Genomic DNA, 25,404 nt, shown 5'->3' with positions numbered 1-25,404 from the left:
CACCTCCGTGGTCAGTAGTCGCTCGCGCCGCCGAACAGCCGGGGCATGTAGATGTCGAAGATTCCCGGGCACTTCCGCTCCGGATACCGTTGCAGCAGGAATTCCTTGAAGGCGTCGTCCCCCAGCCCGTTGCCGATGGCCTGTTGTGCGGCAGCGAGGTACTCGATGTTGCGGGCGACCTCGTTCTTGTCGGCGGGCAGGCCGTGGCCCGGCATGATCAACTCGCAGTCCGACGCCAGGATTCCTTGCAGCACCCGAATCCAGTGGTCCATGTGTTTCGTCAGATAAAGATGGGTGCCGCTGTAGACCAGGTCCTGAGCGAAGAACACGCCCAGGTCGGGGAGTTCCACGGTGAGGTGGTAGTCGATCTCGGTATCCGTCACCCGGTCGAGGACATACCTGACCCCGTCGATCGTCTCCGCACCGGGACGGGCGACTTCTTTCGGCACGACTATGCGCTCCGGGGCGAGGTCACCGAGTTTCCAGTGGTCGCTTCTCGACTCCTCCCCATGGTCGTGGATGAAGGCCATGGTTTCGGACAGCGCGTAGACCGTGATGTCGGTGAACGCGGTCCCCAGACCGAACCAGTGGTCGGGGTGCCGGTGGGAGAGGTACAGCCGCTCGATCGGCTTTCCCAGGCTGTCCGCGTAGTCCCGGAACGCTCTCGCATAGGGGACGAGGAACTGTCCGTCGATGAGGACCAGCTGGTTCTTGGTTTCTATGATGTGCGTGGCATTCGCGATATTGCTGTACGCGAAGGACGCGACGAACGTGTGAATACGGACATCGCCCGTCTGCTTCACGACCATGACGATGGGATCTGACAGCTGACCCGGCATGCGAAACCTCCCGGAGGCTATGGGATCCGCGAGCGCAGCTCCTCCAACGCGGCCTCTGCGACGTCGTAGGCGCTGTCCCTGCCGGGCACCGGGTCGTCCTCGCCCGGTCGCCAGAACCGCCGGCGTGCCATGCGCATGGAGCGGTCGAACGGCGGGATCGCGTTGAACACTTCGATCAGGTACGGCCCCTGATACACCGGCTCGATCTCGTTCAGGACGGTGTCCCAAGGGATCCAGCTGTCCTTCACCGCGCCCCGGTCGGGGGCAGAGATATGGACGTAGTAGAGCCGCTGCTGTTCCACGGCTCGCCTGACGTTCTCCTTGAAGACCGACGGACCCCGGCTCTCCATCACGAGCTGCGCGGTGTCGAACGTCACGCCGCCCTGCGGGTGCTCCAGGCCCTCGAGGAAGTCCAGTGCCTCCGAGACCATGTTGGGTGGCGGTGTCTCCCAGCTCTTGACGGGTTCGACGGCGAGCTTCACCTGTTGCGCGGTGGCGTATTCCACCAGCTCTTCGAAGACGGAACGCGCCGCGTCGTAGCGCGGCTTCATCCAGTCTTGCAGGGCGTCGCTCCAGATCGGCTCATCGGTGTCGGTGACCGGAAAGACCCCGTAGGGGTAGAGGAACGGCCCGGACATGATCGAGCCGCCGCCCAGGACGCTCGTGATGTCGACGCGTGACTTCAGGTAGGACAGAGCCTGCCTGCGCTGCTCCTCGTACGGCGACGTCGGGTCGAAGGTCCGCGTGGTCCCCACATTGGTGGTGAACCTGACCCCGCCGAACCCGGCCTGGTCGAAGGCCTTCCTGAGGCGGATGTAGCTGTCGACCTCGAGCTTGTGCACGACGTTCGGGGGCTGTGCGGCGATATGCACGTCGAAGCCGTCGTAGCCCATGGCGGTCAGGGCGTCCAGGTGATCGACCAGGGTGCGCGTGTACCGTGCGTCCAGCGGCCGCAGGTCGGCCGTGAACATGAAGAAGCTGAAGAACACGTCTCGTCGTTTCGCGTTCATCGTCACCAGCCCAGAACGTCGGTGAGGTAGGCGCGGGCCTTCTTGGCGTACTCGAGCGGAACGGCCTTGTTCGGATCCTGCTCCGCCTCCACCACCAGCCACCCCTGGTAGTGCGCTGCGGCCAGCACGTCGAGGATGGGCCGGAAGTCGATCGCGCCGTCTCCGGGCACGGTGAAGACGCCGAGCGCGATGGCCTCCTGGAAGGAAAGGCCCTCGTCGCGCACCCGTTTCACGACCTCGGGCCGGATGCTCTTCAGGTGGACGTGGCCGATGCGGTCGGCGTGGGCCCGGGCCACCAGCAGCGGGTCGTCGCCGGCGAAGGCCGCGTGTCCGGTGTCGAGCAGCAGATGGACCAGGTGCGGGTCGGTCGATTCCATCAGCCGGTCAATGTCGGCCCGGGTCATGACGCCGGTGCCCATGTGGTGGTGATAGCTGAGCCTCATCCCGGCCGAGCTAGCGATCTTGCCCAGCTCGTCCAGGCCCGACGTCAGGTCGTCCCACTGGGCGTCGGTGAAGACCGGGCGGTTGGCGAACACGTCCACCGGAAGCAGATGCGACGAGGCGCCGAACTCGGCCACGACCAGCTCGGTCCCCCCCAGTGCCCTGATATGGGCCAGCGTCTCCTCGAAGGCGGCGATCGTCTTCCGCCGCATCCTGCTGATGGTGAAGTACGTGCTCGTCCAGGGCTCGGAGACCCGCAGGCCGCGCAGATCGAGAGCGGCCTTGAGCTCCGCGGCGTCCGTCGGGTACTTGTGCCCGATACTGCATCCCTCGAAGCCGGCGAGCGCCATCTCGCTCACGGCCTGGCCGAAGGGGATACCGGCGTCGATGCCGGGGAAGTCGTCGTTCCACCACAAGGTGCAGCAGACGCCGAGCTTCACCGTGTCCGGGCTGAGGCGGTCGGCCGGATCCCTCATCCTGTCGCCCCTTTCAGGTAGCGCTCCGGGATACGGGGCGGCTGGGCCCAGGAGCCGTATCCGGGTGCCTTGGCACCGGGGGGATTGGCCCCGATGGCCCGCCACAGCAGCCCTTCCTGATAGGAGGCGGCGGTGACCGTGGAGGTGCGGGCCGCGGTGTGGGCCCCGTGGCGGTCGACCCACTCGGGCGGCAGCGCGTACCACATCCCGGCGTACCAGAGCTTGATCACATTGCGGGCCACCGGGCCGAGCCGGTCGTCGCTGAAGACGCGGTGGCGCAGGGCCACGTCGAACGCATCCCGGTCGAGCGGGGTCCGGGCACGGTCTCCGGCGTCACCCGCTGCCTCGGCCCGGGCCGCCCGGTGCGCTTCCAGCAGGGCGGTGACGATCTCGTCGCCGCAGGCGGCCCGCACTTTCGCCAGATAGGTGTGGGCCATGCCGGTGCCCAGCAGATCGGTCTCCTCGAAGGCGGTGAGGTCGACCGACAGGCAGAGGAACTCCTCGAACGACGGGGCGGTCATCTCGTCACCCCCTCGACGGTCCCGCCGGCACCCGCCGGGCCCTGCGGATCGGGCCCGGCCGGGGCCGGAATCTCGAAGGTGGGAGCGGCGTGCAGACCGCCGCTGCCCGGCAGGGGAGTGCGCACCAGCCGGTTGAACCCGTCCCGCAGACGGAACATCTCGCAGACGGCCTCCTCCAGGAGGTCCGGCTGCCCGTTGAGCGCCTTGGTCAGCAGGGCGAGGAAGGCCCCGTAGTCGGCGTTGAAGTCCCGGGCGACACGGGCCAGCTCCGATCCCGCCGGGTAGTCGGTCAGCCGGGTGCTCACCTTCACCCGGTACACATCGTCCCAGTCGATGCTCAGCGCGGGCCCCGACGGTTCATCGGGGTGGTCGCCGACCTGGTAGTAGCGCTCGAGGAGCAGCTGCCGGAACCGGTAGTAGTGGGCCAGCTCCCCGTCCGCGTCGTACATGCCCGCATCGAGGCCCTCGCCCTGGGCGGCGATGAAACGCAGCGCCCGCTGGGCCGAGTCGAGGTCGGAGACGACGATCATCACCCCGCCGCCCGAGTAGAAGTACTCGGGCCCCACCTGGAGGGCCGGGTCCCCGCAGAAGAGCTTGGGGTCGTCGGCCGCCACCCTTTCGATCCCCTCGATGATCTCCTCGTAGAACTCGCCGATGCTGTAGAAGCGCAGCCCCTCGGCCGTGGGACTGGAGATGAGGAGCGGAGTCGCGCCGGCCGGTGTCCTCAGCAGCCGTGCGTCGGCACTGGGGGCCTTGCCCGGTCGCTCGATCTTGCAGAACGTCTCCACCGCCTCCCGGGAGAACGGCCGCAGATCGACGGTGAAGTCGTCCTCGCCGTCCGGCAGATAGGCCGGATACGACGGTACGAAGCCGGGACGGGTCAGGTCGGGGCTCCCTCCGATGGCGTTCAGCACGTTGGCGACGAGGGTCAGGTGCAGCATCTCCTCCACCGCGGCCACCCGGATGATGTGGGCGGCGTCGGAGTTGGTGGTCGAGCGGATGGAGTAGTACGCGGTCAGGTACGGGGGGATGGTCGCGTGTTCCAGCGCCATCGCCGCGTTCAGGTAGCTGATCAGGTCGTCGCGGTTCTCGATGGTCGACGCGGTCACCGGGCCACCTCCCCTGAGGTCGCGTTGATCGGTGCGGTCTCGGAGTCGAGCTGGGCCAGCATGGCCCGGGCGCTGCGCAGGCACAGGGCGGCGACGGTGAGCGTCACGTTCGAGGTGCCCACGGTGGGCATGCTGCCCCCGCCCACCAGGTACAGGTTCTCGTGGTCCCAGCACCGCTGGTCCGCGTCGACCACCGAGGTCTTTGGGGTGGCGCCCATCAGGTGGGTGCCGGCGAGATGGTTGCCCCCGCGGATCTCGTACCCCACTCCGTCGTGGACGGTGTAGCCCCAGAAGTTCGGGTCGTACACGGTGTGGTCCTCGGCGCCGAGCCGGGCGAAGATCCGTTTCGACAGCTGCCGGGCGTACGCCACCCCCCGCATCGTGTACTCGGGGATCCCGTAGCTGAGGACGGGCCGCATGTTCCCCAGCTGGTCGGTGAAGTCGGGGCTCACGGTGACCCGGTTGCTCGGGTCGGCGGGCACCTCGACCATGAACGCCAGCTGAAGCTGGCGGGACACCCGGTCCACCAGGCCCTGGCGGAGGGACTCGCCGTAGCGGCCGGCGGAGTCGACCAGGTCGATGAGATCGGTCATCGGCGCGCCCCGGGCCCAGCCCCAGCCGTCGTTGTGGATGTCGATGCTGAACGCCGCCTGGCGGCTGCGGAAGCGGCCCCCGCGCAGGTCGGTGATGCCGCCGGTGCAGTTCGTGCCACGGAAGGTGCCGGCCACCTTCGGCAGCAGGCCCCACGCCAGCAGATAGGCGTGGTCCATGAAGTTCCGCCCCATCAGGCCGCTCGAACCGCGCAGTCCCGAGGCCAGCATCAGCCGGGGGTTCTCCACCGCGTTGGCGGCGAGGACGTACAGCCGGCCGCGGGCCCTCGCCGGGGTGAAGCCGGGGCTGTCGGGCCGCGCATAGCGGCGGTACTCGATCTCGGTCACCCGGCGCGTGTGCTCGTCGATGTGCACCTTGTAGGCCACCGCCTGCGCCACCAGGTCGACCCGGCCGCTCTGGAGGGCCAGTGCGAGCGTCTTCCCGGCGTTGTACTTGGCCTGCACCGGGCAGAGGGGCACGCAGTTGTTGTTGCCCTGGCACCGCCCGCCGACCTCGACCTGGTACGCGCTCACCGCCCCCCGCGGCATGTAGCCCTTCCCGCCGTCGTAGGCCGGGTTCGGTATCCCGTTCCGGCCCTGCGGGAACGGCCGGACCCGCAACTCCCGGTGCTCCCCGTCGAGTTCGACAGGCATCCCGTCGACGTCCCTGGCGACCATCCGGTCCAGGTAGGACAGGGGCAGCCCCTTCATGGGGTACACATAGCCCTCGTCGAAGGCGATCCCGAGGTACGCCTGGTCCGCCACGTCGGCGGAGACCCCGATCTCGCGTTCCGCCTCGTTGTAGTAGGGGGCGAGGTCCTCGTAGCTGAGCGGCCAGTCCGCCCCCTCGCCGTAGAGCGTGCGCATCCGGAAGTCCTCGGGCAGCATGCGCAGCGTCTTGCCCTCCCAGTGCATGGTGGTGCCGCCGAGGACCCGCGTGTAGGTGGTGTCGGTGGCGAAGGGCCCGCTCTGGACGATGTAGGAGGAGGCGTCGGGCGCCCCCGGAGTGATGGGCCGAGCGTCGGTGCCACGGGGCATCGGGGCGTTGGGTACGGCCGGGTAGGGGGCCTGGTTGTCCTTGCTGATGGCCGAGTAGAACCGGTCGAGATAGCGCTCGTATCCCCTCAGGGTGAGGTCCTCCGCCGGACCCGCTTCGAGCATCAGCACCCGCTTGCCGGCGTTGCTCAGCCGCAGGGCGATGAGGGAGCCGGAGATCCCGCCGCCGACGATGACGGCGTCATAGAGGACGTTCGCCGCGGCCTCGGGGTCGGTGCGCTTCGTCGCCCCCTGGGGGAACTTCGCGTACATGAGGCAGTCACTCCTCCTCTGCCAGGCGCAACCGGGGACCGGCGTGGCGGCAGGGCGGACAGGTCGTCCACGGGGACCTTGTCGCTCGACTTGATCTCGGCGGCCAGCTTGTAGTGGGCGGGCACGAGCTCGTTCGGCTTCTCGATGCCGTCGACGGCCGAGGCCTGGATCTCCTCGAAGCAGCGCCGCATGCCGGCCTTCGCCACCCCCATGGCCGTCAGGGCCCCGTCGCGCACCCAGTTGTAGAGGCCGTAGATGGTTCGAGGGGTTCGATGATCAAGCTGCGAGTCGGTGTCGCTGCCGGCAAAAGCCTGGCGCGCAGACCACTGCCGCGTCACCAACGATACGCCGGAACCCTCACGATCGCCGCGTGAGCCGTGAGCCGTGGGCATGCACCGGGTACGGCCCCTGCGCCCGCCGGGCAGCCGTGTTGCGGGTCATCCCCCGAGTGCTTTGATGGAAAGGAAGGTGCTCACTGTCCATTCCCGTGCCGTGCGTCCAGGTGAAGCCGGCACCGAAGGGGGCGCCCCGATGGACGGTTACCCGCTGATCGAGAACCACGGTCTCATCGGCGATCTGCAAACCGCCGCGCTCGTGACCACCGAGGGAGCGGTCGACTGGTTCTGCTCCCCGCGGTTCGACTCGCCGAGCGTCTTCGGGGCGCTGCTGGACAAGCAGAACGGCGGGCACTGCACGGTCCGGCCGGTGCACCGGACGCATGCGACCAAGCAGCTGTACCTGCCCGACACGGCGGTGCTGGTGACCCGGTTCATGACCGAGGCGGGCGCGGGCGAGGTGGTCGACTTCATGCCCGTGACCGGTACACGGGCCACCTCCCGCCACCGGCTGGTGCGTCTGATCCGTTGCGTGCGCGGCAGCATGACCTTCCAGGTGGAGATCTCCCCGCGGTTCGACTACGGCCGCAGCAAGCACGAGCTGCACATCACCCAGCACGGAGCGGTCTTCGCCGCGGAGGACGGCGCGGCGCTCACCGTGCACCCCATCCGCGAACCGGAGGACGAGCGGCTGATCGACGTACTCACCGACCAGGGTGCCGACCTGCAACTGTCGCTGGCGTTGCAGGCCGGCCAGCAGCGCGGACTGGTGCTGGAGACGGGCGCCGAGGGACCACCCGCCGAGGTCCGCCTGGACGCATACCAACGGCTCTTCGACGAGACCGTGGCGTTCTGGCGCTCCTGGCTGGCGCAGTCGCGCTACACCGGACGCTGGCGGGAGATGGTGCACCGTTCCGCGATCACACTGAAACTCATGACGTTCGCCCCGAGCGGCGCCGTGGTGGCCGCCCCGACGACGGCTCTCCCGGAGCAACTGGGCGGCGAGCGCAACTGGGACTACCGCTTCACCTGGATCCGGGACGCCTCCTTCTCCGTCTACGCGCTGCTCGGGCTGGGCTTCACGGAGGAGGCCCGGGCGTTCATCCGCTGGCTGGCCGACCGGGTCAAGGAGCGGGCCGGCAGCGGCGGGACCACGGGCCCGCTCAACATCATGTACAAGGTCGACGGCTCGTCCGACCTGGAGGAGCAGATCCTCGACCACTGGGAGGGCTATGCGGGCTCCGCGCCGGTACGGATCGGCAACGGCGCCGCGGCACAGCTCCAGCTGGACATCTACGGCGAGGCCCTGGACAGCATCTACTTCGCGCAGCAGCGCGGAATCCAGGTCGGGCACAAGGGATGGACGTCGATCCGGGAGGACCTGGACTGGCTCGCCGACCACTGGGACCAGGCGGAGGAGGGGATCTGGGAGACCCGCGGCGGTCGCCAGGACTTCACCTACGGCCGGGTCATGTCGTGGGTGGCGTTCGACCGCGCGCTGCGGCTCACCGAGGCGAACGGCTGGCCGTCGGCGGCCGGACGCTGGCAGACCGAGCGGGACGCCGTCTACGAACAGGTCATGGCGAAGGGGTGGAGCGAGGAACGGCAGGCCTTCATCCAGCACTACGGCAGTGAGGTGCTGGACTCCTCACTGCTGCGCATGGCGACGGTCGGGTTCGTCAGCCCCGAGGACTCGATGTGGGCCTCGACGCTGGACGCCATCGACCGGGAACTGGTCTGTGACAGCCTCGTCTACCGCTACAACCCGGAGGCGTCGCCCGACGGACTGCGCGGCTCGGAGGGCACCTTCTCGCTGTGCACGTTCATGTACGTGGACGCTCTCGTCCGTGCGGGGCGGACGGACATGGCACGGCTGGTGTTCGAGAAGATGATGGGGTACGCCAACCATCTGGGCCTGTACTCGGAGGAGATCGACCCGACCGGCCGCCAACTGGGCAACTTCCCCCAGGCGTTCACCCATCTCGCCCTCATCGACGCCGCCCTCACCCTCGACAGGGCGCTCGACCGGCGGTAGCCCGGTCCCGCCCACCCCCCTGTCCCCGCCTACGACTGCCGTACGGCCCCCGCCAAGCGGGTCGGCGGAAGGTACTCGCGTACATACGTCCGCTCCCAGCAGGCGCCCGTCTGCCGCAGCTGCTGCCAGGTGGTGTAGCGGTAGCGGAAGAGGCGGGCGCGGATGTGCCGGGGCGGGGTGTCCGGCGGGAAGGGGGAGCGGCGCAGCAGCCGCAGGGTGTCGCGGTCGTTCTCCAGCAGGCGTTCCACCAGGGGGCCGAACCAGTCGCCGGCGTAGGCCGGGGACAGTGCCGCGAACCACATCAGCCAGTCCAGGCGCAGATGGTACGGCGCGAACTGGCGCGGCCAGCGCCGGGGATCGCCGGGCTTGCCCCGGAACTCGTACTCCCGCCAGTCCGAGTCCTCCCGCGGCACCTCGTCCAGCGTGCCCTCGACCACGACCTCGTAGCGGACCCGGCTGACGCTGCCGAACGCGCCGTAGGTGTTCACCAGGTGCAGCGGGTCGAAGGAGCGGTTCATCACCTGGCGCCGGGAGACCATGTTCGCCACCGGGCGGTAGCTGAGGAAGAGCAGCAGCGCGGCGACGGCGAGCACCAGCACCTCGTACCACAGCGGTGCCGCCGGGACCTGCGGCGCGGTCGCCGGGAGCCGCAGCGCGGACAGCGCGAGCACGATGGTGATCCAGTTCAGCCAGGAGAAGTTGCCCGAGAGGACCAGCCACAGCTGGGTGACGATCATCAGCGCGGCGGCGCCCGAGGCGATCGGCTGCGGGGTGAACAGCAGCACCGGTACGGCCAACTGGGTGACGTGGTTGGCGGCCACCTCCACCCGGTGCAGCGGCTTCGGCAGATGGTGGAAGAACCAGCTCAGCGGGCCCGGCATGGGCTGCGTCTCGTGGTGGTAGTCCAGGCAGGTCAGCTTGCGCCAGCACGCGTCGCCGCGCAGCTTGATCAGCCCCGCGCCGAACTCGACGCGGAAGAGGATCCAGCGCAGCAGGAACAGCACGACGATCGGCGGAGCCACCGTGCCGTTGCCGAGGAACGCGGCGAGGAAGCCCGTCTCCAGCAGCAGCGACTCCCAGCCGAACGCGTACCAGGTCTGTCCCACGTTGACGATCGACAGATACAGCGCCCACGGCACCAGCCACAGCAGGATCCCGGCCCACAGCGGCAGCAGCGAGTCCGCACCGGCCAGCAGGGCCGCCGAGACCGCGCAGCCGGCCCAGGCGCACCCCGCGAAGAACCGGTCGGAGTAGTGCAGCTGGAACAGGCTCGGAGCCCGCTTGAAGGGCACCCGCGCCACGAACCGGGGGACCGGCAGCATGCCGCGCTCGCCGAGCAGGGCGCGGAACTGCCGTGCGGCCGTCAGGAACGCGAACAGGTACACGCCGGCCAGGGCCCGCTGGAAGACCAGCCGGGTCAGCCAGTAGTCGGGTGCGGTGAACCAGTCCACGCCTCGGTCGTCTCCCTCATGGCCTGTGCTTCGAGTTGCCGCCCGGACGGGAGTGATGCCCATCATGGTGGGGAATCACTCAGAGTGATGATAAGTGGACGGTGCGGAGATGGCCTGATGGGGCGTCTCGCGCACCCAACCGGTCGACCGGGTCGAAGAATCGGCCAAATCCTGGCAAGGTGGGCGCATGGCTGATCGGGGAGCGAGTGCCCTGTCACTCCCGGAGGACTGGCCCGCCCATCCGGACCCGATCCTGGAGCTCAACCACATGGGCACCTTCGACTGGGACCTGGACACGGGCCAATACCACATGGACGCCCAGGCGCACCGGGTGTTCGACATGCGGCCGGACGAATTCGACGGCCGCATCGAGTCGCTGACCGCCCGCGTGCCCCAGCCCGAGCTGGCCCGGCTGGACGCGGTGGTGGCCCGCGCCATCAAGGACGGCAGCGAGAACTACGGCGCCTACTTCCGCATCCGCCGCCAGGACGGCAGCACGCGCTGGACCCACACCCAGGGCTACATCCGCCGGGACGGCACCGGCCGCCCGCGCCGGGTCGTCGGCGTGGTCCGCGACGCCACCGAGGAACTCACCGACAGCGTGGCCCGCACCGTGCGCACCGCCCAGGACGAGGCGTTCCGCCAGCAGACCAACGTCGTCCAGGCCATCTCCGCGGCCCTCGCCCACGCCCGCACCGTCCAGGACGTCATCGAGGTCCTCAAGGACACCCACGGCATCCGCAACGTCGGCGCGGCCAGCCTGGTGATGGGACTGGTCGAGGCGGGCCGGATCCGGCTCGTCGCGGAGGGCCCCGCCTACGCCTCGGTGCCCGGCACGGAGGTCACCCGGATCGACGAGCCGTATCCGATGAGCGAGGTCGTCCGCACCCTCGTACCGCGGTTCATCGAGTCCCCGGAGGAGTTCGCCGAGGACTACCCGATCCTCTGGCCGCACCTCACCGATCTGCACATCACCTCGGCCGCCTACCTCCCGCTGATCGCCCAGGCTCGCCCGATCGGCGGTATCGGGCTGCTCTACAACGACCGGCGCGGCTTCTCCGCCGAAGAGCGCGCGGTGCTGGTCGCGCTCGGCAGCAGCATCGCGCAGAGCCTCCAGCGGGCCATGCTCTACGAGCAGGAGAAAGACCTCGCCCAGGGCCTCCAGCAGGCCATGCTGCCCCGCACCATCCCCAGCGTCCCCGGCGCCGACATCGCCGTCCGCTACCGCGCCGCCACCGCCGGTGGCACCCTCGGCCGGGACATCGGCGGCGACTGGTACGACCTCATCCCGCTGCCCGGCGGCCGGGTCGGCGCGGTCATCGGCGACGTCCAGGGCCATGACACCCACGCGGCCGCCGTGATGGGGCAGCTGCGGATCGTGCTGCGCGCCTACGCCGCCGAGGGCCACACCCCGGCCACCGTGATGGCCCGCGCCTCCGTCTTCCTGCACGAACTGGACACCGACCGCTTCGCCACCTGCCTGTACGCGGAGGCCGACCTGTCCACCGGAGTGGTGCAGGTGGTGCGCGCCGGGCACATCGACCCGTTCATCCGGGACACCGACGGCACCTGCCGGCGCATCCAGGTCGACGGCGGGCTGCCGCTCGGCCTGTCCGCCGAGTTCGGACGCCTGGAGTACCCGGTCGGCACCCTGGAACTCGACCCCGGACAGACCCTGCTGCTGTGCACCGACGGGCTGGTCGAACAGCCCGGCACCGACCTGGACGACGGTGTACGCAGTCTCGTGGAGCACATCTGCGCCGGCCCGGAGGACGTGCGCGCCCTGGCCGACCGGCTGATCCAGCTGGCCGAGGAGCGCGGCGGCGACGACGACGTGGCCCTGCTCCTGCTGCACCGCCAGGAGCCGGAGGCCGCCGGGCCGGGCGGACGGCTCCAGCAGCATGTGGCCCCCGGCGACCCGGACGCCCTCACCCAGGCCCGGCACATGATCCGTGCCGCGGTCGGGGTGTGGGGCGCGGGTGACCGGGCCGACGAGATCGAGCTGGTCGCCGACGAGCTGGTCACCAATGCGCTGATGCACACCGAGGGCTCGGCGATCGTCACCCTGCGGGAGCTGGCCGGCAGTGACCGCAGGCTCCGGATCGAGGTGGAGGACTCCTCCAGCGCCCTGCCGCGCCGCCGCGAGGCGGGCGAGGACGGCGTCTCCGGCCGCGGTCTGTTCCTGGTGGAGATGCTCGCCGACGGCTGGGGGGTGGAGGCGCGCGGCAGCGGCAAGGCGGTGTGGTGCGAGTTCCGCGTCCCGGGCGGCTGAGTCCCGGCTGGCGGTGCCGGCACCGGATGGCACCCTGGACGTATGCCGGAACTGCCCGAAGTGGAAGCGCTGGCGGACTTCCTCGCCGACCACCTGGCCGGCCGCCGGGTGGTGCGGGTGCTGCCGGTCGCGATCAGCGTCCTGAAGACGTACGACCCACCGGTCGGCGCCCTCGAGGGCGGCACCGTGACGGCCGTACGCCGGTACGGCAAGTTCCTCGACATCGCCGCGGACAGCGGGCTGCACCTGGTGACCCACCTGGCCCGCGCGGGCTGGCTCCAGTGGAAGGACCGGCTGCCGGACACCCCGCCCCGCCCCGGCAAGGGCCCGCTCGCGCTGCGCGTGGCGCTGGACGGCGGCGAGGGCTTCGACCTGACCGAGGCCGGCACCCAGAAGCGCCTCGCGGTGTACGTGGTCCGCGACCCGCAGGAGGTGCCCGGTATCGCCCGGCTGGGCCCGGACCCGCTCGCCGCCGGTTTCGACGAGGCCCGCTTCGCCGCCCTGCTGACGGACGAGCGGCGGCAGCTGAAGGGCGCGCTGCGCGACCAGTCCCTGATCGCGGGCGTCGGCAACGCCTACAGCGACGAGATCCTGCACGCGGCGAAGATGTCCCCGTTCAAGCTCGCCGCCTCCCTCACCCCCGAGGAGACCCACCAGCTGTACGAGGCTCTGCGCACCACCCTCACCGAGGCGGTCGAGCGCTCGCGGGGCACGGCCGCCGGGCGGCTGAAGGCGGAGAAGAAGAGCGGGCTGCGTGTCCACGGCCGCACCGGCGAGCCCTGCCCGGTGTGCGGCGACACCATCCGCGAGGTCTCCTTCAGCGACTCCTCGCTCCAGTACTGCCCCACCTGCCAGACGGGCGGCAAGCCGCTCGCGGACCGGCGGCTGTCCCGGCTGCTGAAGTGAGCGGGCGGGGCGGCAGAGGCTTCAGGGCGCCTTGACGGTCACCAGGGGCTGGCCGTCGGCGGTGCGCACGTCGAAGTGGGCGATCTGGTCCGGGTGCAGGGCGGTGGAGCCGAGTCCGGTGAAGACGGCGGTGCCGTGGCCGGACTCCTGCCAGGTGCCGACGACCTGTTCGGAGCCGTCGCGGCCCACGGCCACCAGTCGGCAGGTGTGCGGTCCGGTGCCGTCCTTCACCCGCAGCAGCAGCCGGCTGCCCGAGTCCCCGTCCGCGGCCGTGACCTCGGCCCACACCCCGGTGTGCGGATCGGTCGCCGCGCTGACCCGAGCGGCCGGCGCCCCCTGGCCGGCGAAGGCCGTGATCCCCGAGCCGGCCGCGGCCAGCACCACCGAGGCGGCCAGGCCGTACAGCAGCCGGCGGCGCGCCGCCCGGCGCCGGTGCGTCAGCTCGGCGAGCAGTCGTTCCAGCAGCCGGTGGCCGGGGTGCGCCAGGGGCTGCACCCAGCGCGGCGTGGCCCGGCGGTAGAGCGACAACTGGCGTGCGGTGGGGCGGAATTCGGTCACCTGCGCCGCGCACCGGGGGCACTCCATGAGGTGGTCCTCGAAGCGGAAGGCCTCCGCCTCGTCCAGCACGCCGAGCGCGTATGCGCCGACGTCGCGATGCCTTTCCAGGGACCTCATGCCGAATCCTCGTGCCGGTGAGTGGGGGTGGGGTTACTCCTTGCTCCCATTCGTACGCAGCCGACAGCCGAATCACTCAAGCCAGGCCGAGAATCACGCTCAGAGGATTCGGAGCGGCCGGCCCGGCGGATTGGTCGCTTTCCCGAAAAAGTCTCAGGGAGGTCGGCGCGGGCCGGAAGGGCGCGGGCAGTCAGAGGCGTGCCCGGAAGATCGCGGGCCGTAAGAGGCAGGCTGAAGAACCGGTGGGTGGGGAGCCGGGGGGTGGAAGGTGCAGGGGGTCAGAAGAGGTGGATCGCCAGGTGGCCGAGGGGGAGGCCGAGCCGCCAGGCAGGGGTCCATACCTGTGGGCCCTCCTCCTCGCCGGTCAGTGCCCCGCCGCCCGGCACCGCGTCCAGGTCCGGCGCGAGCAGCTCGGTCTGCTCCAGCCAGCGCCAGGCCTGGTCGGCGAGCGCCAGGTCGGGCGAGGCGGTGCCGGCGGCGGCCGCCCGCTCGGTCAGCTCGGCCATGCGGGTGCGCACCCAGTCCTGCCACGGCTGGTCGTAGGCGGTCAGCGACAGCCACTTCTCCAGCTGGGAGATCACCCGGATGCCGGACAGCTCCCCGTCGGTGTCGGACAGGAAGACGGTCAGCGCCAGGGCGTCCCGGCCGGCCCGGAACTCGAAGGACGCCGGCGGCATCAGATCCCCGGTGCGCAGCAGTTCGTCGGCGATGTACTCGGCGTACAACCAGGCCATCGGGACGGCCAGTTCCCCGCCACCGGTGCCGTCCGTGCTCTCGTGACCTCTGTGCAGCATCCCTTCCTGCCCTTCCTCCGGTGCGTGCGCGTCGTCCGAACCCCCTGGGCCGCCATCCCGCCCGGAACGTGGATGAGGACAGCCCATTGCCCCGACGGGGGCCTCAGCAAGGCGCTTTGCGAAGGCTTTGCGCTGCCTTCGGTTTCACCGCAGGTCGGTCGCATAACCGGGCAGGACCCGGCGCAGAGCGCGCAGCCCGTAGTAGGCGCGGGACTTCACGGTACCCGGTGGAATGCCGAGGGTTTCCGCCGCTTCCGCCACACTCGCCCCGCGGAAGTACACGAGTACGAGCACGTCACGGTGTTCCGGGGTGAGCGTTTTCACAGCCCTGCGCACATCGAGCGCCGCGGTGGCCTGCTCGGCGTGGTCGGCGGTGACCCGCGCGTCCTCGGGCACCGCGTCGCCGATCTCGCGGGGGCGCGCCTCCCGGGCCCGCCGGGCGTCGATCGCGAGCCGCCGGGCGACGGTCAGCAGCCAGGGCCGTACCGAGTCGAAGTCCGCGGCGTGCAGTGCCTCGGGATGCTGCCAGGCCCGCAGCAGAGTCTCCTGCACGAGGTCCTCGGCGCGCTGCCGGTCGCCGTCGCAGAGCCGGTGGAGCAGGGCGAACAGGGGGCCGCCGTGCTCGCGCTGGAGCGCGGCCAGCTCGTGCTCGGCGGTCGTCGTCCCGGGGTGGAGTGAGGTTCCGGCCGTCATGGCCGTATCGCAGCGCAGGCCCGCGGGCGACGGACAGGGAGCGGGCCCGGCCGTGCGCCGGACGGTCGATCGGGTCGGCGAACGGTCCGACGAGCGGTCGGACGAGCGGTCCAGGGCGCCCCGGGCGGTCCTGGGCGGGGGTGGATGAGTGCGTCCGGGTCATTTGTCCGGTGCGTCAGCTTCACCCTGACAGTCCCGCCCTCCCTTTGTCGGTAAATACGACATCGATAAATGCGACATCGATACCTATGTCGTACAGCGTGTACGCCTGTTCGACGACCCGGGGTGAGCTGATGATCGGACGCAGAAAGCAGGTGGCCCTGGCCCTGACCGCCGTCCTCGCGGCCGCGGCCGCCTGTCAGAACCAGGAGCGCCAGGAGTCCGCCGGGCAGGGCCGCCCGGCCCCCGCGGCGGACCGCGGCTTCACCCTGGTCGCCTCCGGGGACGTGCTGCCGCACACCTCCGTCATCGACCGTGCCGCCTACGACGCCGAAGGCGACGGCTACGACTTCCGGCCCATGCTCTCCGGTGTCGAACCCGTCGTCTCCCGCGCCGATCTGGCGCTGTGCCACATGGAGACCGTCTACGGCGCCGACGGCGACTACTCCGGCTACCCGGTCTTCAAGTCCCCGCCGCAGATCGCCCAGGCCCTCGCCGCCACCGGCTACGACGGCTGCTCCACCGCCTCCAACCACTCCCTGGACGACGGCGCCCCCGGCATCGAGCGCACCCTCGACGCCCTGGACGCGGCGGGTCTGAAGCACGCCGGCACCGCCCGCACCGAGACCGAGGCCGGCTCGGTCACCGTCTACCGGGCGGGCCCGGCCAAGGTCGCCCATCTGGCGTACACCTTCGACACCAACGGCAACCCGCAGCCCCCCGGCGAGCCCTGGGCGGTCCGGCTGATCGACCCGGAGCGGATGATCGCCGACGCCCGTGCCGCCCGACGGGCCGGCGCCGACGTGGTCGTCCTCTCCGTGCACTGGGGCACCGAGTGGCAGGACGACCCCGACCGTCAGCAGCTCGCCCTCGCCCGGCGGCTCACCGCCGCCACCACCGGCGGCCGCCCGGACATCGACCTGATCCTCGGCACCCACGCCCACATCCCGCAGGCCTACGAGAAGGTCAACGGCACCTGGGTGGTCTACGGCATGGGCGACCAGATCGCCGGCGAGATGTACAACGACCGGGGCGTCCAGGACCCGCGCGGCAACGAGTCCACCCTCGCCCGCTTCACCTTCGCCCCGCCCGCGCGCCCCGGCGGCCGCTGGCGGGTCGCCAAGGCCGAGTTCGTGCCGCAGCTGTACGACCTCGACGCCGGCCGGGTCGTGAACCTCAACCGGGCCGTCGCCGACGGCGCCGACCTGGAGGGGGTGCGCGACCGCATCCGGGACGTGGTGCTCAGCCGGGGGGCCGCCAAGGACGGCCTGGTCATGGGGGAGTGAGCGGTGCCGGTGCCGGTGCCGGTGTTGCTCAGGCCGCCGGGGGCCGGGTGGCCAGTGCCGACCGCCGGTACGAGTAGGTGAAGTAGATCGCGCACCCGATCACGAACCACACCGCGAACCGCACCCACGTCTGCCACTGGAGGAACGTGATCAGCCAGATCGAGAAGACGACCCCCAGCGCCGGCACGACCGGCATCCACGGCGTGCGGAAGGTGCGCGGCAGCTCCGGCTGCCGGTAGCGCAGCACGATCACGGCCGCGCACACCACGACGAACGCCAGCAGGATGCCGATGTTGGTCAGTTCGGCCGCCTCGGCGATCGGGACGAACCCGGCGATGGCCGCCGACGCCACCCCGACGATCCAGGTCACCCGGGTCGGCACATGCCGGGTGGGGTGCGTCTTGGCGAACCAGCGGGGGAGCAGTCCGTCCCGGGACATGGAGAACCAGACACGAGTAACCCCCAACATGAACGTGAACATGACAGTGAGGATGCCGATGATCGCGCCCACCGCGATCACGTCCGCCAGCCGGTCCAGCCCCACCGACTTGAACGCCGTGGAGAAGCCGCTCTTCTTGTCGATGTCCTTGTAGTTCTGCATGCCGGTCAGCACCAGGCAGGCCGCCACGTACAGCACCATCGAGATCGCCAGCGAGTAGATGATCGCCTTGGGCATGTGCCGCTGGGCGTCCTTCGACTCCTCGGCCGCCGTCGACATCGCGTCGTAGCCGAACACCGCGAAGAACACCGTCGCCGCACCGGTGAAGGCACCGCTGATGCCGTACGGGAAGAACGGGTGGTAGTTCGCGGTGTCGATGTGGAACACGCCCACCCCGATCACCAGGAGCACCACCAGGACCTTCAGCACCACCACCACCGTCTCGAAGCGGGCCGCGCTGCGGATGCCCAGGTTCAGCAGCCAGGCGATCAGCAGGCACAGCGCGGCCGCGAACAGATCGACCCGGTGCCCGCTCCCGGTCCCCGGCGCGCCCAGCATCCACTGCGGCAGGTTCGCGCCCATCTCCTGGACCAGGAAGCCGAAGTAGCCGGAGATGCCGATCGCCACCACCGCCACGATCGCGGTGTACTCCAGCAGCAGGTCCCAGCCGATGAACCAGCCCGCGAACTCGCCGAGCACCGCGTAGCCGTAGGTGTACGCCGACCCCGCCTTCGGGATCAGCCCCGCGAACTCGGCGTACGACAGCGCGGCGCAGGCGCTCGCCAGGCCGGCGATGAGGAAGGACACCACCACCGCGGGCCCGGCGATGCCGTTGGCGACCGTGCCGGCCAGCGTGAAGATGCCCGCTCCGATGATGCCGCCGACGCCGATCGCGGTCAGCTGCAACAGCCCGAGCGACCGCTCCAGCCGGGGGCCCTCGGCGACCTCGGTCTCCTCGATGTGCTCGATGGGTTTGCGGCGGAGAATCCCCTCACCCGCGCGGAGCCGGTCCATGCGCCTCACCTCTTCCCCGACGGCAAACGGCTGACGGCGGATCATGATGGCCCACCCGGCACCCCTACGGAAGACGCCACGCACATCACACCCGGACCACCTCCGGCCCTATTGCCGGGCGGCCCGGGAAAGCCCGCCCCGCACGTCACCGCCCCCCGCTCCCAGCCCCCGCGCCTGTGCCCGTTGCTGCGGTCGCGCTGCCGCGTGGCCCTACGGCCCAACGGGGACTCGGCATGCCCGAGCGCTGCCCCGGCATCGGTTCCACCGGCTCGCCGGAATCGGCCTCAGCGCCCCCTGGCCCCGCGCCTCGCCGCTTAGCGCCCCCCCGGCTCCCAGCCTCCGCGCCCGTTGCTGCGGTCGCGCTGCCGCGTGGCCCTACGGCCCAACGGGGACTCGGCATGCCCGAGCGCTGCCCCGGCATCGGTTCCACCGGCTCACCGGAATCGGCCTCAGCGCCCCCTGGCCCCGCGCCTCGCCGCTTAGTGCCTCCCCGGCTCCCAGCCTCCGCGCCCGCTGCTGCGGTCGCGCTGCCGCGTGGCCCTACGGCCCAACGGGCACTCGGCACGCCCGAGCGCTGCCCTGGCACCGGTTCCACCGGCTCACCGGAATCGGCATCACCGCCCCCGGCCCCGCACCCCGCCGCTCACCGCCCCCACACCCCGCCTCCGCGCGACGCCCTGCCCGTGCCTACGGCACCACCGTCACCGGCCAGCGGCCGGCCTTGACCAGCCGCACCGCCACCGAGCCGATGATCCGGTGTCCCGCCTGTTCCGAGGTGCCCACCACCACCGCGTCCGCCTTCAGGTCCTCGGCCGCCTTCACCAGGCCGGTGTAGGGGTCGCCGCGGAAGGTGTGGAACTCCCAGCGCACCTCGAACATCCCCTTGGCCCGCTCGGCCGCCGCCCGGATCTGGGCGACCAGGTCCTCGGCGATCTCCTCGGCCGGGTCCACCACCGGCACCCCGAGCGCCGTCCCGGCGGCCAGTACCGGCTGCACGTACACCACCGCCAGCAGCGCATGCTGGCGCCGGGCGAGCCCGCTCGCGTAGGCGGCCGCCCGCATCGAGGAGTCGGAGCCGTCCACCCCGACCAGAATCACCTTCGGACCGTCCGTGCCCCGCTCGAACCGATGCTGTTCCGTCACGGCCCGAGGCTATCGGAACCCCCTGTTCCCCCCGCCCGCCGGGCCCGCTCGACGGGCGAGCGGCCCGGCCCCTTCCTACAGTCGGAACCATGACTGCCACCGCGGAGCACCCCGCACGGCGGGACGGCGCGGCCCCGATACGCCCGGCCGCCGGCGGCCGCCTCGGCTGGGTGCCGGAGGCCTTCGGGACCCTCTTCGCCGCGCTGGGCCTGCTGTGCGCCGTACTCGCGATCGTCGAGCCGCTGCGCCGGCTGCTCCGCCCCGTCGTCCACGCCCTCGACCTGCTGCTGGTCCCGATCAGCGCGAACCTCGCCTACGCCGTCTTCCTGTTCCTGCTGGCCGCGGCCACCGCGGCCCGCAAGAAGGTCGCCTGGTGGCTGGTCGTCGTCTACCTCGGCCTGCTCGTCCTCAGCGATGCCCTGGGCATGGCCCTCGGGCTGTACGCGCAGTCACTGCCGTCCCTCGTGCTGTGCGCCCTGCTGCTGCTCCTGCTGGTGGTGGCCCGCGGTGAGTTCTACGCCGCCTCCCGCCGCGGCGCGGTGTGGCGGGCGCTCACCGTGCTGCTGGGCGGACTCGTCGTGGCGATCCTGCTGGGCTGGGGCCTGGTCCTGCTGTTCCCCGGCACGCTCCCGGCCGACCAGCACCTGGCCTGGGCGGCCGACCGGGTGTGCGGCGGACTCGTCTCGGCAAGCTCCTTCGACGGGCGGCCGCCGCGCCAGGTCACCTTCGTCCTCGGCCTGCTCGGCGCGCTCGCCCTGCTCAACGCCGCCGCCACCCTGTTCCGCTCCCAGCGCCTGGAAGCCGCCCTGCACGACGACGAGGAGGCCCGCATCCGCGCCCTGCTCGGGGCCTACGGCGCACGCGACTCCCTCGGCTACTTCGCCACCCGCCGGGACAAGGCCGTCGTCTTCTCGCCCAGCGGCAAGGCCGCCGTCACCTACCGTGTCGAGGCCGGTGTCTGCCTCGCCAGCGGCGACCCCGTCGGCGACACGGAGGCCTGGCCGCACGCCATCGCCGCCTGGCTGGACGTGGCCCGCCGCTACGCCTGGGCGCCCGCCGTGATGGGCGCCTCCGAGGACGGCGCCCGCGCCTACGCCCGCGCCGGGCTCGGCGCCCTGCAACTGGGCGACGAGGCCATCGTGCACGTCGCCGACTTCGACCTGGACGGCCGCGAGATGCGGGTCACCCGGCAGGCCGTGCACCGGGTCCGCCGTACCGGCGCCACCACCCGGATCCGCCGCCACGCCACCCTCACCGAACGCGAGATGGAGGAGATCGTCGACAAGGCGGACGCCTGGCGCGACACCGAGACCGAACGCGGCTTCTCCATGGCCCTGGACCGGCTCGGCGACCCCGCCGACGGCGACTGCCTGCTCGTCGAGGCCCTCGGCGAGGACGGCCGGCTCCTCGCCCTGCTCTCCTTCGTGCCCTGGGGCTGCGACGGCATCTCCCTGGACCTGATGCGCCGTGACCGGTCCGCACCCAACGGGGTGATGGAGTTCATGGTCGCCGAACTGTGCGCCGCCGCCCCCAAACTGGGCGTACGCCGGATCTCGCTGAACTTCGCCGTCTTCCGGTCCGTCTTCGAGGAGGGCGCCCGCATCGGCGCCGGACCGGTCCTCAGGCTCTGGCGACGCCTGCTGCTGTTCTTCTCCCGCTGGTGGCAACTGGAGGCCCTGTACCGCTCCAACGCCAAGTACCACCCCGAGTGGTACCCCCGGTTCCTCTGCTACGGCGACACCGGCGCCCTCGCCCGCATCGGCCTCGCCTCCGGGATCGCCGAGGGCTTCGTCTCCGTACCGTCCCTGCGCAAGCTCTGGGGAAAGGGGCACCCGAAGAAGACCGGACAGCGGCCCGCCACCACCCACGGGCTGCCGTCCCTGACGGCGCTCGGCCTCGACGGAGGGGACCAGGCCGGGCCCGCAGCCCCGGACGCGGGCCTGCCCGACCAGGTCCGCGTCCGGCACCGCACCCTGGACCGGCTGCGCGCCACCGGCACCGACCCCTACCCCGTCGGCGTCCCCGCCCCCACCCACGCCCTGGCCGGCCTGCCCCCGGACACGGACGTCACCGTGGCCGGACGCGTCATGCTGGTGCGTGACTTCGGCGGCATCGTCTTCGCCGTGCTGCGCGACTGGTCCGGCGACCACCAGATCGCCCTCACCCGCGACACGACCGGCGCCGCCGCCCTCGACCGGTTCACCGCCGACACCGACATCGGCGACCACATCACCGCGAGCGGCCGCACCCGCCCGAGCGACCGGGGCGAACCCACCCTCTTCGTCACCTCCTGGCAGCTCACCGGCAAGTGCCTGCACCCGCTGCCGGACAAGCGCCGGGGCCTGACCGACCCCGAGACCAAGGTCCGCCGCCGTCATCTCGACCTGATCACCAGCCCGGACGCCCGCGCCGTGCTCCGCGCCCGTTCCGCCGCCGTACAGGCGCTGCGTCAGACCCTCCTCGACCGCGGCTACCTGGAGGTCGAGACACCGATGCTCCAGCAGGTGCACGGCGGCGCCAACGCCCGGCCCTTCACCACCCACAGCAACGCCTACGACCTCGGCCTCTATCTGCGCATCGCCCCCGAGCTGTATCTGAAACGGCTGTGCGTCGGCGGCCTGGAGAAGGTCTTCGAACTGGGCCGCACCTTCCGCAACGAGGGCGTCTCCTACAAGCACAACCCCGAGTTCACGATGCTCGAGGCCTACCAGGCGTACGCCGACTACGACGTCATGCTCGACCTCACCCGGGAGCTGGTCCAGGCCGCCGCCACCGCCGCTTTCGGCTCCCCGGTGGCCCACAAGGACGGCCAGGAGTACGACATCTCCGGCGCCTGGCAGGTCAAGACCGTGTACGGCGCCCTGTCCGAGACGCTGGGCGAGGAGATCGGCCCCGGCACCGAACTGCTGAGGCTGCACCGACTGTGCGACCGCACCGGAGTGCCGTACACCGCGGACGACACCCCCGGCGACGTCGTGCTGGAGATGTACGAGCGGCTCATCGAACAGCACACCCGGCTGCCCACCTTCTACAAGGACTTCCCGACCGACGTCTCCCCGCTCACCCGGCAGCACCGCACCGACCCGCGGCTCGCCGAACGCTGGGACCTGGTCGCCTTCGGCACCGAACTCGGCACCGCCTACTCGGAGCTGACCGACCCCGTCGAACAGCGCCGCCGTCTCACCGAGCAGTCCCTGCTGGCCGCGGGCGGCGACCCCGAGGCGATGGAGCTGGACGAGGACTTCCTCCAGGCCCTGGAGTACGCGATGCCGCCGACGGGCGGCCTCGGCATCGGCGTCGACCGGCTCGTCATGTTCCTGACGGGGCTGACGATCCGGGAGACCCTGCCGTTCCCGTTGGTGCGCCGCCGCTGACCCCCGGGTCCCCGGCGGGCTCCGGGAGGGACCGCCGGGACAGCGTCAGCAGCGCGATCACGGCGGCGGTCAGCGCCAGGGCCACCCCGAGGACGAAGCCGTCCCGGACCGCGCCGAGGAAGTACCTCTTGTAGTCCTTGAACGCGACCGTCCCGCCCGAGGGCATCTTCTGCTGCGCCGCGGTGAAGATCCCGTCGAACAGCGACACGCCCAGACCGGCGCCCAGCTGCCGGGACGCGTTGAGCCCCTGCGGCAGCGCACCGCTGCCGGACCGCGCGAACGCCGCCGGCAGGGCCAGCACCCCGCAGCCGAAGCCGACCAGCAGCAGCGGCAGCAGCACATCGCCGGCCCCGAACGAGTCCTCCAGCGTCAGCAGCAGAAACCCGGCGGCCGCCACACCGCACGCCCCGGCCACCGTCGGCCCGATCCCGGCCGCCCCGGCCAGCCGGGGCAGCACCAGACAGCCCAGCACCAGACCGGCGACGGTCGACAGCATCGTCCAGCCGACCTGCATCGGCGACAGCCCGCCGATCTCCTGGAGGGCGAGCGTGAGCGCGAACATGAAACCGGCCAGCCCGGACGCCAGCAGCACCACCACCGTGTACGCGCCGAACGCGGCCCGCTCCCGGCCCAGCCGGGCGAGCAGCTCGGGCATCTGCTCGCGCCGGCCGAACCAGCCCAGCGCGGACGGCACCAGCGCACCGGCCACCGCGACGGCGATGACCGTGGTCGCGGACGTGCTGTGGTTCCCCAGCCAGTCCGTGAACCACGCCAGGAAACCCAGCGGTACGACGGCCAGCGCCGCCCGGCCCACCCGTCCGGCGGCATCCGGCACGGGCTCGGACTCGCCGAGCGTGAACGGGGTCAGCAGCAGGAGCAGCAGTCCGGCCGCGGCCTGCACCCAGAACACCGTCTCCGGGGGCCGGGTGAGGTCCAGCAGCATCAGCGTCGGCAGCAGCACGGCCGGCCCGGCACCGGCGACCACCGCGAAGTGCACGTTCAGCGCCCGGTCCCGGCCCGGCCCCTCGGCATGCGTGGCGTCGATCAGGGCCAGCGCACCGGCCGTGATGACCGCCGCCGCGATCCCCTGCACCGCCCGCGAGGCCAGCAGCAGCGTGGCGTCCGCCGTCACCGCCGGCACCACCGCGGCCGCGCTGGACAGCGCCAGCCCGGCCATCAGCACCCGCCGCTGCCCGAACGCCCGGCCGAGCGCCGTCGCGAGCACCGGCAGCGCGGCGAAGCACACGCTGTACACGGTCAGCAGCCAGACCAGTCCGGTGAAGTCCAGCCCCGACCGGTACATGATCCGGGGCAGCCCCATCGTGAACACCGTGGTGTCGAAGACGACCAGCACCTGGGCCGCGCCCAGCAGCACCACCGCCGGACCGCTGCGCCGCGGCCCGTCCGCTCCCCCCTGCACCAACTTCCCTCGCCCCCCTGCCCGTTGCCGGCCGTCCCGGCAGTCTCCGGAAATTCCGCGGACTGAATGACTATCAGAACCCCCCACCGGGTTCCACACCGCCGCGGGACTGCTCCGACCGGGTGCTTTCCCCCCGCCGCACCGGTGCCGTTGTGGTGGCCCGGAGGTTCGCCGGGCGACTGATGAGTCATGCAGAAGGATCAGTTGTTCACACGACGCCGGATGCTCCTCGCCGGTGCGGCCGCCCTGGGAGCCGCGGGAACCGCCGGAGCCGTCCTCGCGGCCGGCGGCGAGGAGACCGCCCCCGCCTCCGCTCCCGCCCCCGTCGCCGGACCACAGGCCCGCCAGGCCCTCAAGTCCTCCGCCTTCCGGCTCCAGCCGCTCACCGGCTACGGCCCGCCGCCCACCGCACCCCGCAGGCTCAAGGTGCGCAACGAGCCCATCCTGCGCATCTCCGGGCGCGGCCGGCACATGATGCTGACCTTCGACGACGGTCCCCACCCGGACTACACCCCGCACATCCTGGACACCCTCGCCCGGTACGACGTCCGCGCCATGTTCTTCCTGTGCGGCGAGTGCGTCGTCGACAACAAGGAGCTGGTGGCCCGGATGGCCGACGAGGGCCATGTCGTGGGCAACCACACCTGGACCCACCCGCTGCTGACCACCCTCAACCGCCGCGAGATCCGCTCCGAGATGGAGAGCACCAGCGACATCATCGAGGACGCCTACGGCGAACGCCCGCAGTGGTTCCGCGCCCCCTACGGCGCCTGGAACCGCGCCGCCTTCCAGCTGGGCGCCGAGATGGGCATGGAGCCGATGGCCTGGACCGTCGACACCACGGACTGGATGACCCCGGGCACGAGCACGATCGTCGACCGGGTGGAGAGCGGCGCCGCCCCCGGTGTCGTGGTGCTCTCCCACGACGCCGGGGGCGACCGCTCGCAGAGTGTCCGCGCGATCCGCGAGTACCTGCCCTATCTGCTCGACAACGGCTATCACCTCACCGTGCCGCGCAGACGCGTATGACCTGCTGACCCTCCCCGGGGGGGGGGGGGGCCCCCCCCCCCCCCCCCCCACCCCCCGGGCCCCCCCCCCCCAACACCCCGCGGCG

The 25,404-nt window shown here is 71.3% G+C and carries 19 protein-coding genes; 6 read left to right on the top strand and 13 right to left on the bottom strand.

Features of this window, described 5'->3' with window-relative positions:
- Positions 1-11: 11 nt before the first annotated feature.
- Genes ACFVIU_RS29060 through ACFVIU_RS29035 form a run of 6 tightly spaced genes read right to left on the bottom strand, consistent with a single transcriptional unit; the run spans position 12 to position 6,294 of the window.
- Positions 12-803 (bottom strand): MBL fold metallo-hydrolase, encoded by a 792-nt coding sequence (locus ACFVIU_RS29060; RefSeq protein WP_385846111.1) that lies wholly within the window; start codon positions 801-803, stop codon positions 12-14.
- A gap of 53 nt (positions 804-856) precedes the next feature.
- The gene (locus tag ACFVIU_RS29055) at positions 857-1,849 is read right to left on the bottom strand and encodes a sugar phosphate isomerase/epimerase family protein (protein WP_385846110.1); all 993 of its coding nucleotides are present in this window, start codon (positions 1,847-1,849) and stop codon (positions 857-859) included.
- A gap of 2 nt (positions 1,850-1,851) precedes the next feature.
- Entirely contained in the window at positions 1,852-2,766 is a 915-nt protein-coding gene (gene iolE / locus ACFVIU_RS29050; RefSeq protein ID WP_385846109.1) for a myo-inosose-2 dehydratase, read from the bottom strand.
- On the bottom strand, positions 2,763-3,287 hold the full coding sequence (locus ACFVIU_RS29045; RefSeq protein WP_385846107.1) for a hypothetical protein: 525 nt from the start codon (positions 3,285-3,287) through the stop codon (positions 2,763-2,765). Before ACFVIU_RS29045 ends, iolE begins: the two co-directional genes overlap by 4 nt.
- Positions 3,284-4,396, bottom strand: coding sequence for a ferritin-like protein (locus tag ACFVIU_RS29040; RefSeq protein WP_385846106.1), 1,113 nt, complete (start codon positions 4,394-4,396; stop codon positions 3,284-3,286). Before ACFVIU_RS29040 ends, ACFVIU_RS29045 begins: the two co-directional genes overlap by 4 nt.
- Complete coding sequence (locus ACFVIU_RS29035; RefSeq protein WP_385846105.1) at positions 4,393-6,294, bottom strand: GMC family oxidoreductase; 1,902 nt, start codon at positions 6,292-6,294, stop codon at positions 4,393-4,395. Before ACFVIU_RS29035 ends, ACFVIU_RS29040 begins: the two co-directional genes overlap by 4 nt.
- 531 nt (positions 6,295-6,825) lie before the next feature.
- On the opposite strand from ACFVIU_RS29035, the gene ACFVIU_RS29030 reads away from it, so the two are divergent.
- Entirely contained in the window at positions 6,826-8,664 is a 1,839-nt protein-coding gene (locus tag ACFVIU_RS29030; RefSeq protein WP_385846104.1) for a glycoside hydrolase family 15 protein, read from the top strand.
- Positions 8,665-8,693: 29 nt separating this feature from the next.
- Here the strand turns inward: ACFVIU_RS29030 and ACFVIU_RS29025 are convergent, their stop codons facing one another.
- On the bottom strand, positions 8,694-10,115 hold the full coding sequence (locus ACFVIU_RS29025; protein ID WP_385846102.1) for a lipase maturation factor family protein: 1,422 nt from the start codon (positions 10,113-10,115) through the stop codon (positions 8,694-8,696).
- Positions 10,116-10,302: 187 nt separating this feature from the next.
- Between ACFVIU_RS29025 and ACFVIU_RS29020 the strand changes: the two genes are divergently transcribed.
- Positions 10,303-12,387 carry a SpoIIE family protein phosphatase gene (locus ACFVIU_RS29020; RefSeq protein WP_385846101.1) on the top strand — a complete coding sequence of 695 codons (2,085 nt, stop codon included), beginning with the start codon at positions 10,303-10,305 and terminating at the stop codon, positions 12,385-12,387.
- A gap of 42 nt (positions 12,388-12,429) precedes the next feature.
- A complete protein-coding gene (locus ACFVIU_RS29015) occupies positions 12,430-13,293 on the top strand; it encodes an Fpg/Nei family DNA glycosylase (protein WP_385846100.1) in 864 nt (287 codons plus the stop codon).
- A 21-nt stretch (positions 13,294-13,314) separates the two neighbouring features.
- On the opposite strand, the gene ACFVIU_RS29010 is transcribed toward ACFVIU_RS29015, so the two are convergent.
- The 3 genes from ACFVIU_RS29010 to ACFVIU_RS29000 form a co-directional block, all read right to left on the bottom strand.
- On the bottom strand, positions 13,315-13,968 hold the full coding sequence (locus ACFVIU_RS29010) for a zf-HC2 domain-containing protein (protein ID WP_385846099.1): 654 nt from the start codon (positions 13,966-13,968) through the stop codon (positions 13,315-13,317).
- Positions 13,969-14,246: 278 nt separating this feature from the next.
- A complete protein-coding gene (locus ACFVIU_RS29005) occupies positions 14,247-14,762 on the bottom strand; it encodes a hypothetical protein (protein ID WP_385846097.1) in 516 nt (171 codons plus the stop codon).
- A 144-nt stretch (positions 14,763-14,906) separates the two neighbouring features.
- Positions 14,907-15,455, bottom strand: coding sequence for a sigma-70 family RNA polymerase sigma factor (locus tag ACFVIU_RS29000; protein WP_385846096.1), 549 nt, complete (start codon positions 15,453-15,455; stop codon positions 14,907-14,909).
- A 293-nt stretch (positions 15,456-15,748) separates the two neighbouring features.
- Between ACFVIU_RS29000 and ACFVIU_RS28995 the strand changes: the two genes are divergently transcribed.
- Positions 15,749-16,900 (top strand): CapA family protein, encoded by a 1,152-nt coding sequence (locus tag ACFVIU_RS28995; RefSeq protein WP_385846095.1) that lies wholly within the window; start codon positions 15,749-15,751, stop codon positions 16,898-16,900.
- Positions 16,901-16,928: 28 nt separating this feature from the next.
- Here the strand turns inward: ACFVIU_RS28995 and ACFVIU_RS28990 are convergent, their stop codons facing one another.
- Together ACFVIU_RS28990 and ACFVIU_RS28985 are read right to left on the bottom strand one after the other, a co-directional pair.
- A complete protein-coding gene (locus ACFVIU_RS28990) occupies positions 16,929-18,353 on the bottom strand; it encodes an amino acid permease (RefSeq protein WP_385846094.1) in 1,425 nt (474 codons plus the stop codon).
- A 687-nt stretch (positions 18,354-19,040) separates the two neighbouring features.
- Positions 19,041-19,496, bottom strand: coding sequence for a universal stress protein (locus ACFVIU_RS28985; protein WP_385846092.1), 456 nt, complete (start codon positions 19,494-19,496; stop codon positions 19,041-19,043).
- 89 nt (positions 19,497-19,585) lie between these two features.
- Between ACFVIU_RS28985 and lysX the strand changes: the two genes are divergently transcribed.
- Complete coding sequence (gene lysX, locus ACFVIU_RS28980) at positions 19,586-22,870, top strand: bifunctional lysylphosphatidylglycerol synthetase/lysine--tRNA ligase LysX (protein ID WP_385846091.1); 3,285 nt, start codon at positions 19,586-19,588, stop codon at positions 22,868-22,870.
- On the opposite strand, the gene ACFVIU_RS28975 is transcribed toward lysX, so the two are convergent.
- A complete protein-coding gene (locus tag ACFVIU_RS28975; RefSeq protein WP_385846089.1) occupies positions 22,806-24,290 on the bottom strand; it encodes an MFS transporter in 1,485 nt (494 codons plus the stop codon). The genes lysX and ACFVIU_RS28975 overlap by 65 nt on opposite strands.
- 189 nt (positions 24,291-24,479) lie before the next feature.
- On the opposite strand from ACFVIU_RS28975, the gene ACFVIU_RS28970 reads away from it, so the two are divergent.
- Complete coding sequence (locus ACFVIU_RS28970) at positions 24,480-25,319, top strand: polysaccharide deacetylase family protein (protein WP_385846088.1); 840 nt, start codon at positions 24,480-24,482, stop codon at positions 25,317-25,319.
- Positions 25,320-25,404: the final 85 nt, after the last annotated feature.

The organism is Streptomyces sp. NPDC127190, assembly GCF_042672505.1.
In the GTDB taxonomy this organism is placed as follows: domain Bacteria; phylum Actinomycetota; class Actinomycetes; order Streptomycetales; family Streptomycetaceae; genus Streptomyces.
Note: the sequence above shows the minus strand (reverse complement) of the source record. Positions and strands in the feature narration are given on the sequence as shown.

Bases quoted from the DNA above. Each gene is read 5' to 3' on its own strand.
- ACFVIU_RS29055 (WP_385846110.1), bottom strand. From the start codon at position 1,849: ATGAACGCGAAACGACGAGACGTGTTCTTCAGCTTCTTCATGTTCACG.
- iolE (WP_385846109.1), bottom strand. From the start codon at position 2,766: ATGAGGGATCCGGCCGACCGCCTCAGCCCGGACACGGTGAAGCTCGGC.
- ACFVIU_RS29045 (WP_385846107.1), bottom strand. From the start codon at position 3,287: ATGACCGCCCCGTCGTTCGAGGAGTTCCTCTGCCTGTCGGTCGACCTC.
- ACFVIU_RS29035 (WP_385846105.1), bottom strand. From the start codon at position 6,294: ATGTACGCGAAGTTCCCCCAGGGGGCGACGAAGCGCACCGACCCCGAG.
- ACFVIU_RS29030 (WP_385846104.1), top strand. From the start codon at position 6,826: ATGGACGGTTACCCGCTGATCGAGAACCACGGTCTCATCGGCGATCTG.
- ACFVIU_RS29020 (WP_385846101.1), top strand. From the start codon at position 10,303: ATGGCTGATCGGGGAGCGAGTGCCCTGTCACTCCCGGAGGACTGGCCC.
- ACFVIU_RS29015 (WP_385846100.1), top strand. From the start codon at position 12,430: ATGCCGGAACTGCCCGAAGTGGAAGCGCTGGCGGACTTCCTCGCCGAC.
- ACFVIU_RS29010 (WP_385846099.1), bottom strand. From the start codon at position 13,968: ATGAGGTCCCTGGAAAGGCATCGCGACGTCGGCGCATACGCGCTCGGC.
- ACFVIU_RS29005 (WP_385846097.1), bottom strand. From the start codon at position 14,762: ATGCTGCACAGAGGTCACGAGAGCACGGACGGCACCGGTGGCGGGGAA.
- ACFVIU_RS29000 (WP_385846096.1), bottom strand. From the start codon at position 15,455: ATGACGGCCGGAACCTCACTCCACCCCGGGACGACGACCGCCGAGCAC.
- ACFVIU_RS28995 (WP_385846095.1), top strand. From the start codon at position 15,749: ATGATCGGACGCAGAAAGCAGGTGGCCCTGGCCCTGACCGCCGTCCTC.
- ACFVIU_RS28990 (WP_385846094.1), bottom strand. From the start codon at position 18,353: ATGGACCGGCTCCGCGCGGGTGAGGGGATTCTCCGCCGCAAACCCATC.
- lysX (WP_385846091.1), top strand. From the start codon at position 19,586: ATGACTGCCACCGCGGAGCACCCCGCACGGCGGGACGGCGCGGCCCCG.
- ACFVIU_RS28970 (WP_385846088.1), top strand. From the start codon at position 24,480: ATGCAGAAGGATCAGTTGTTCACACGACGCCGGATGCTCCTCGCCGGT.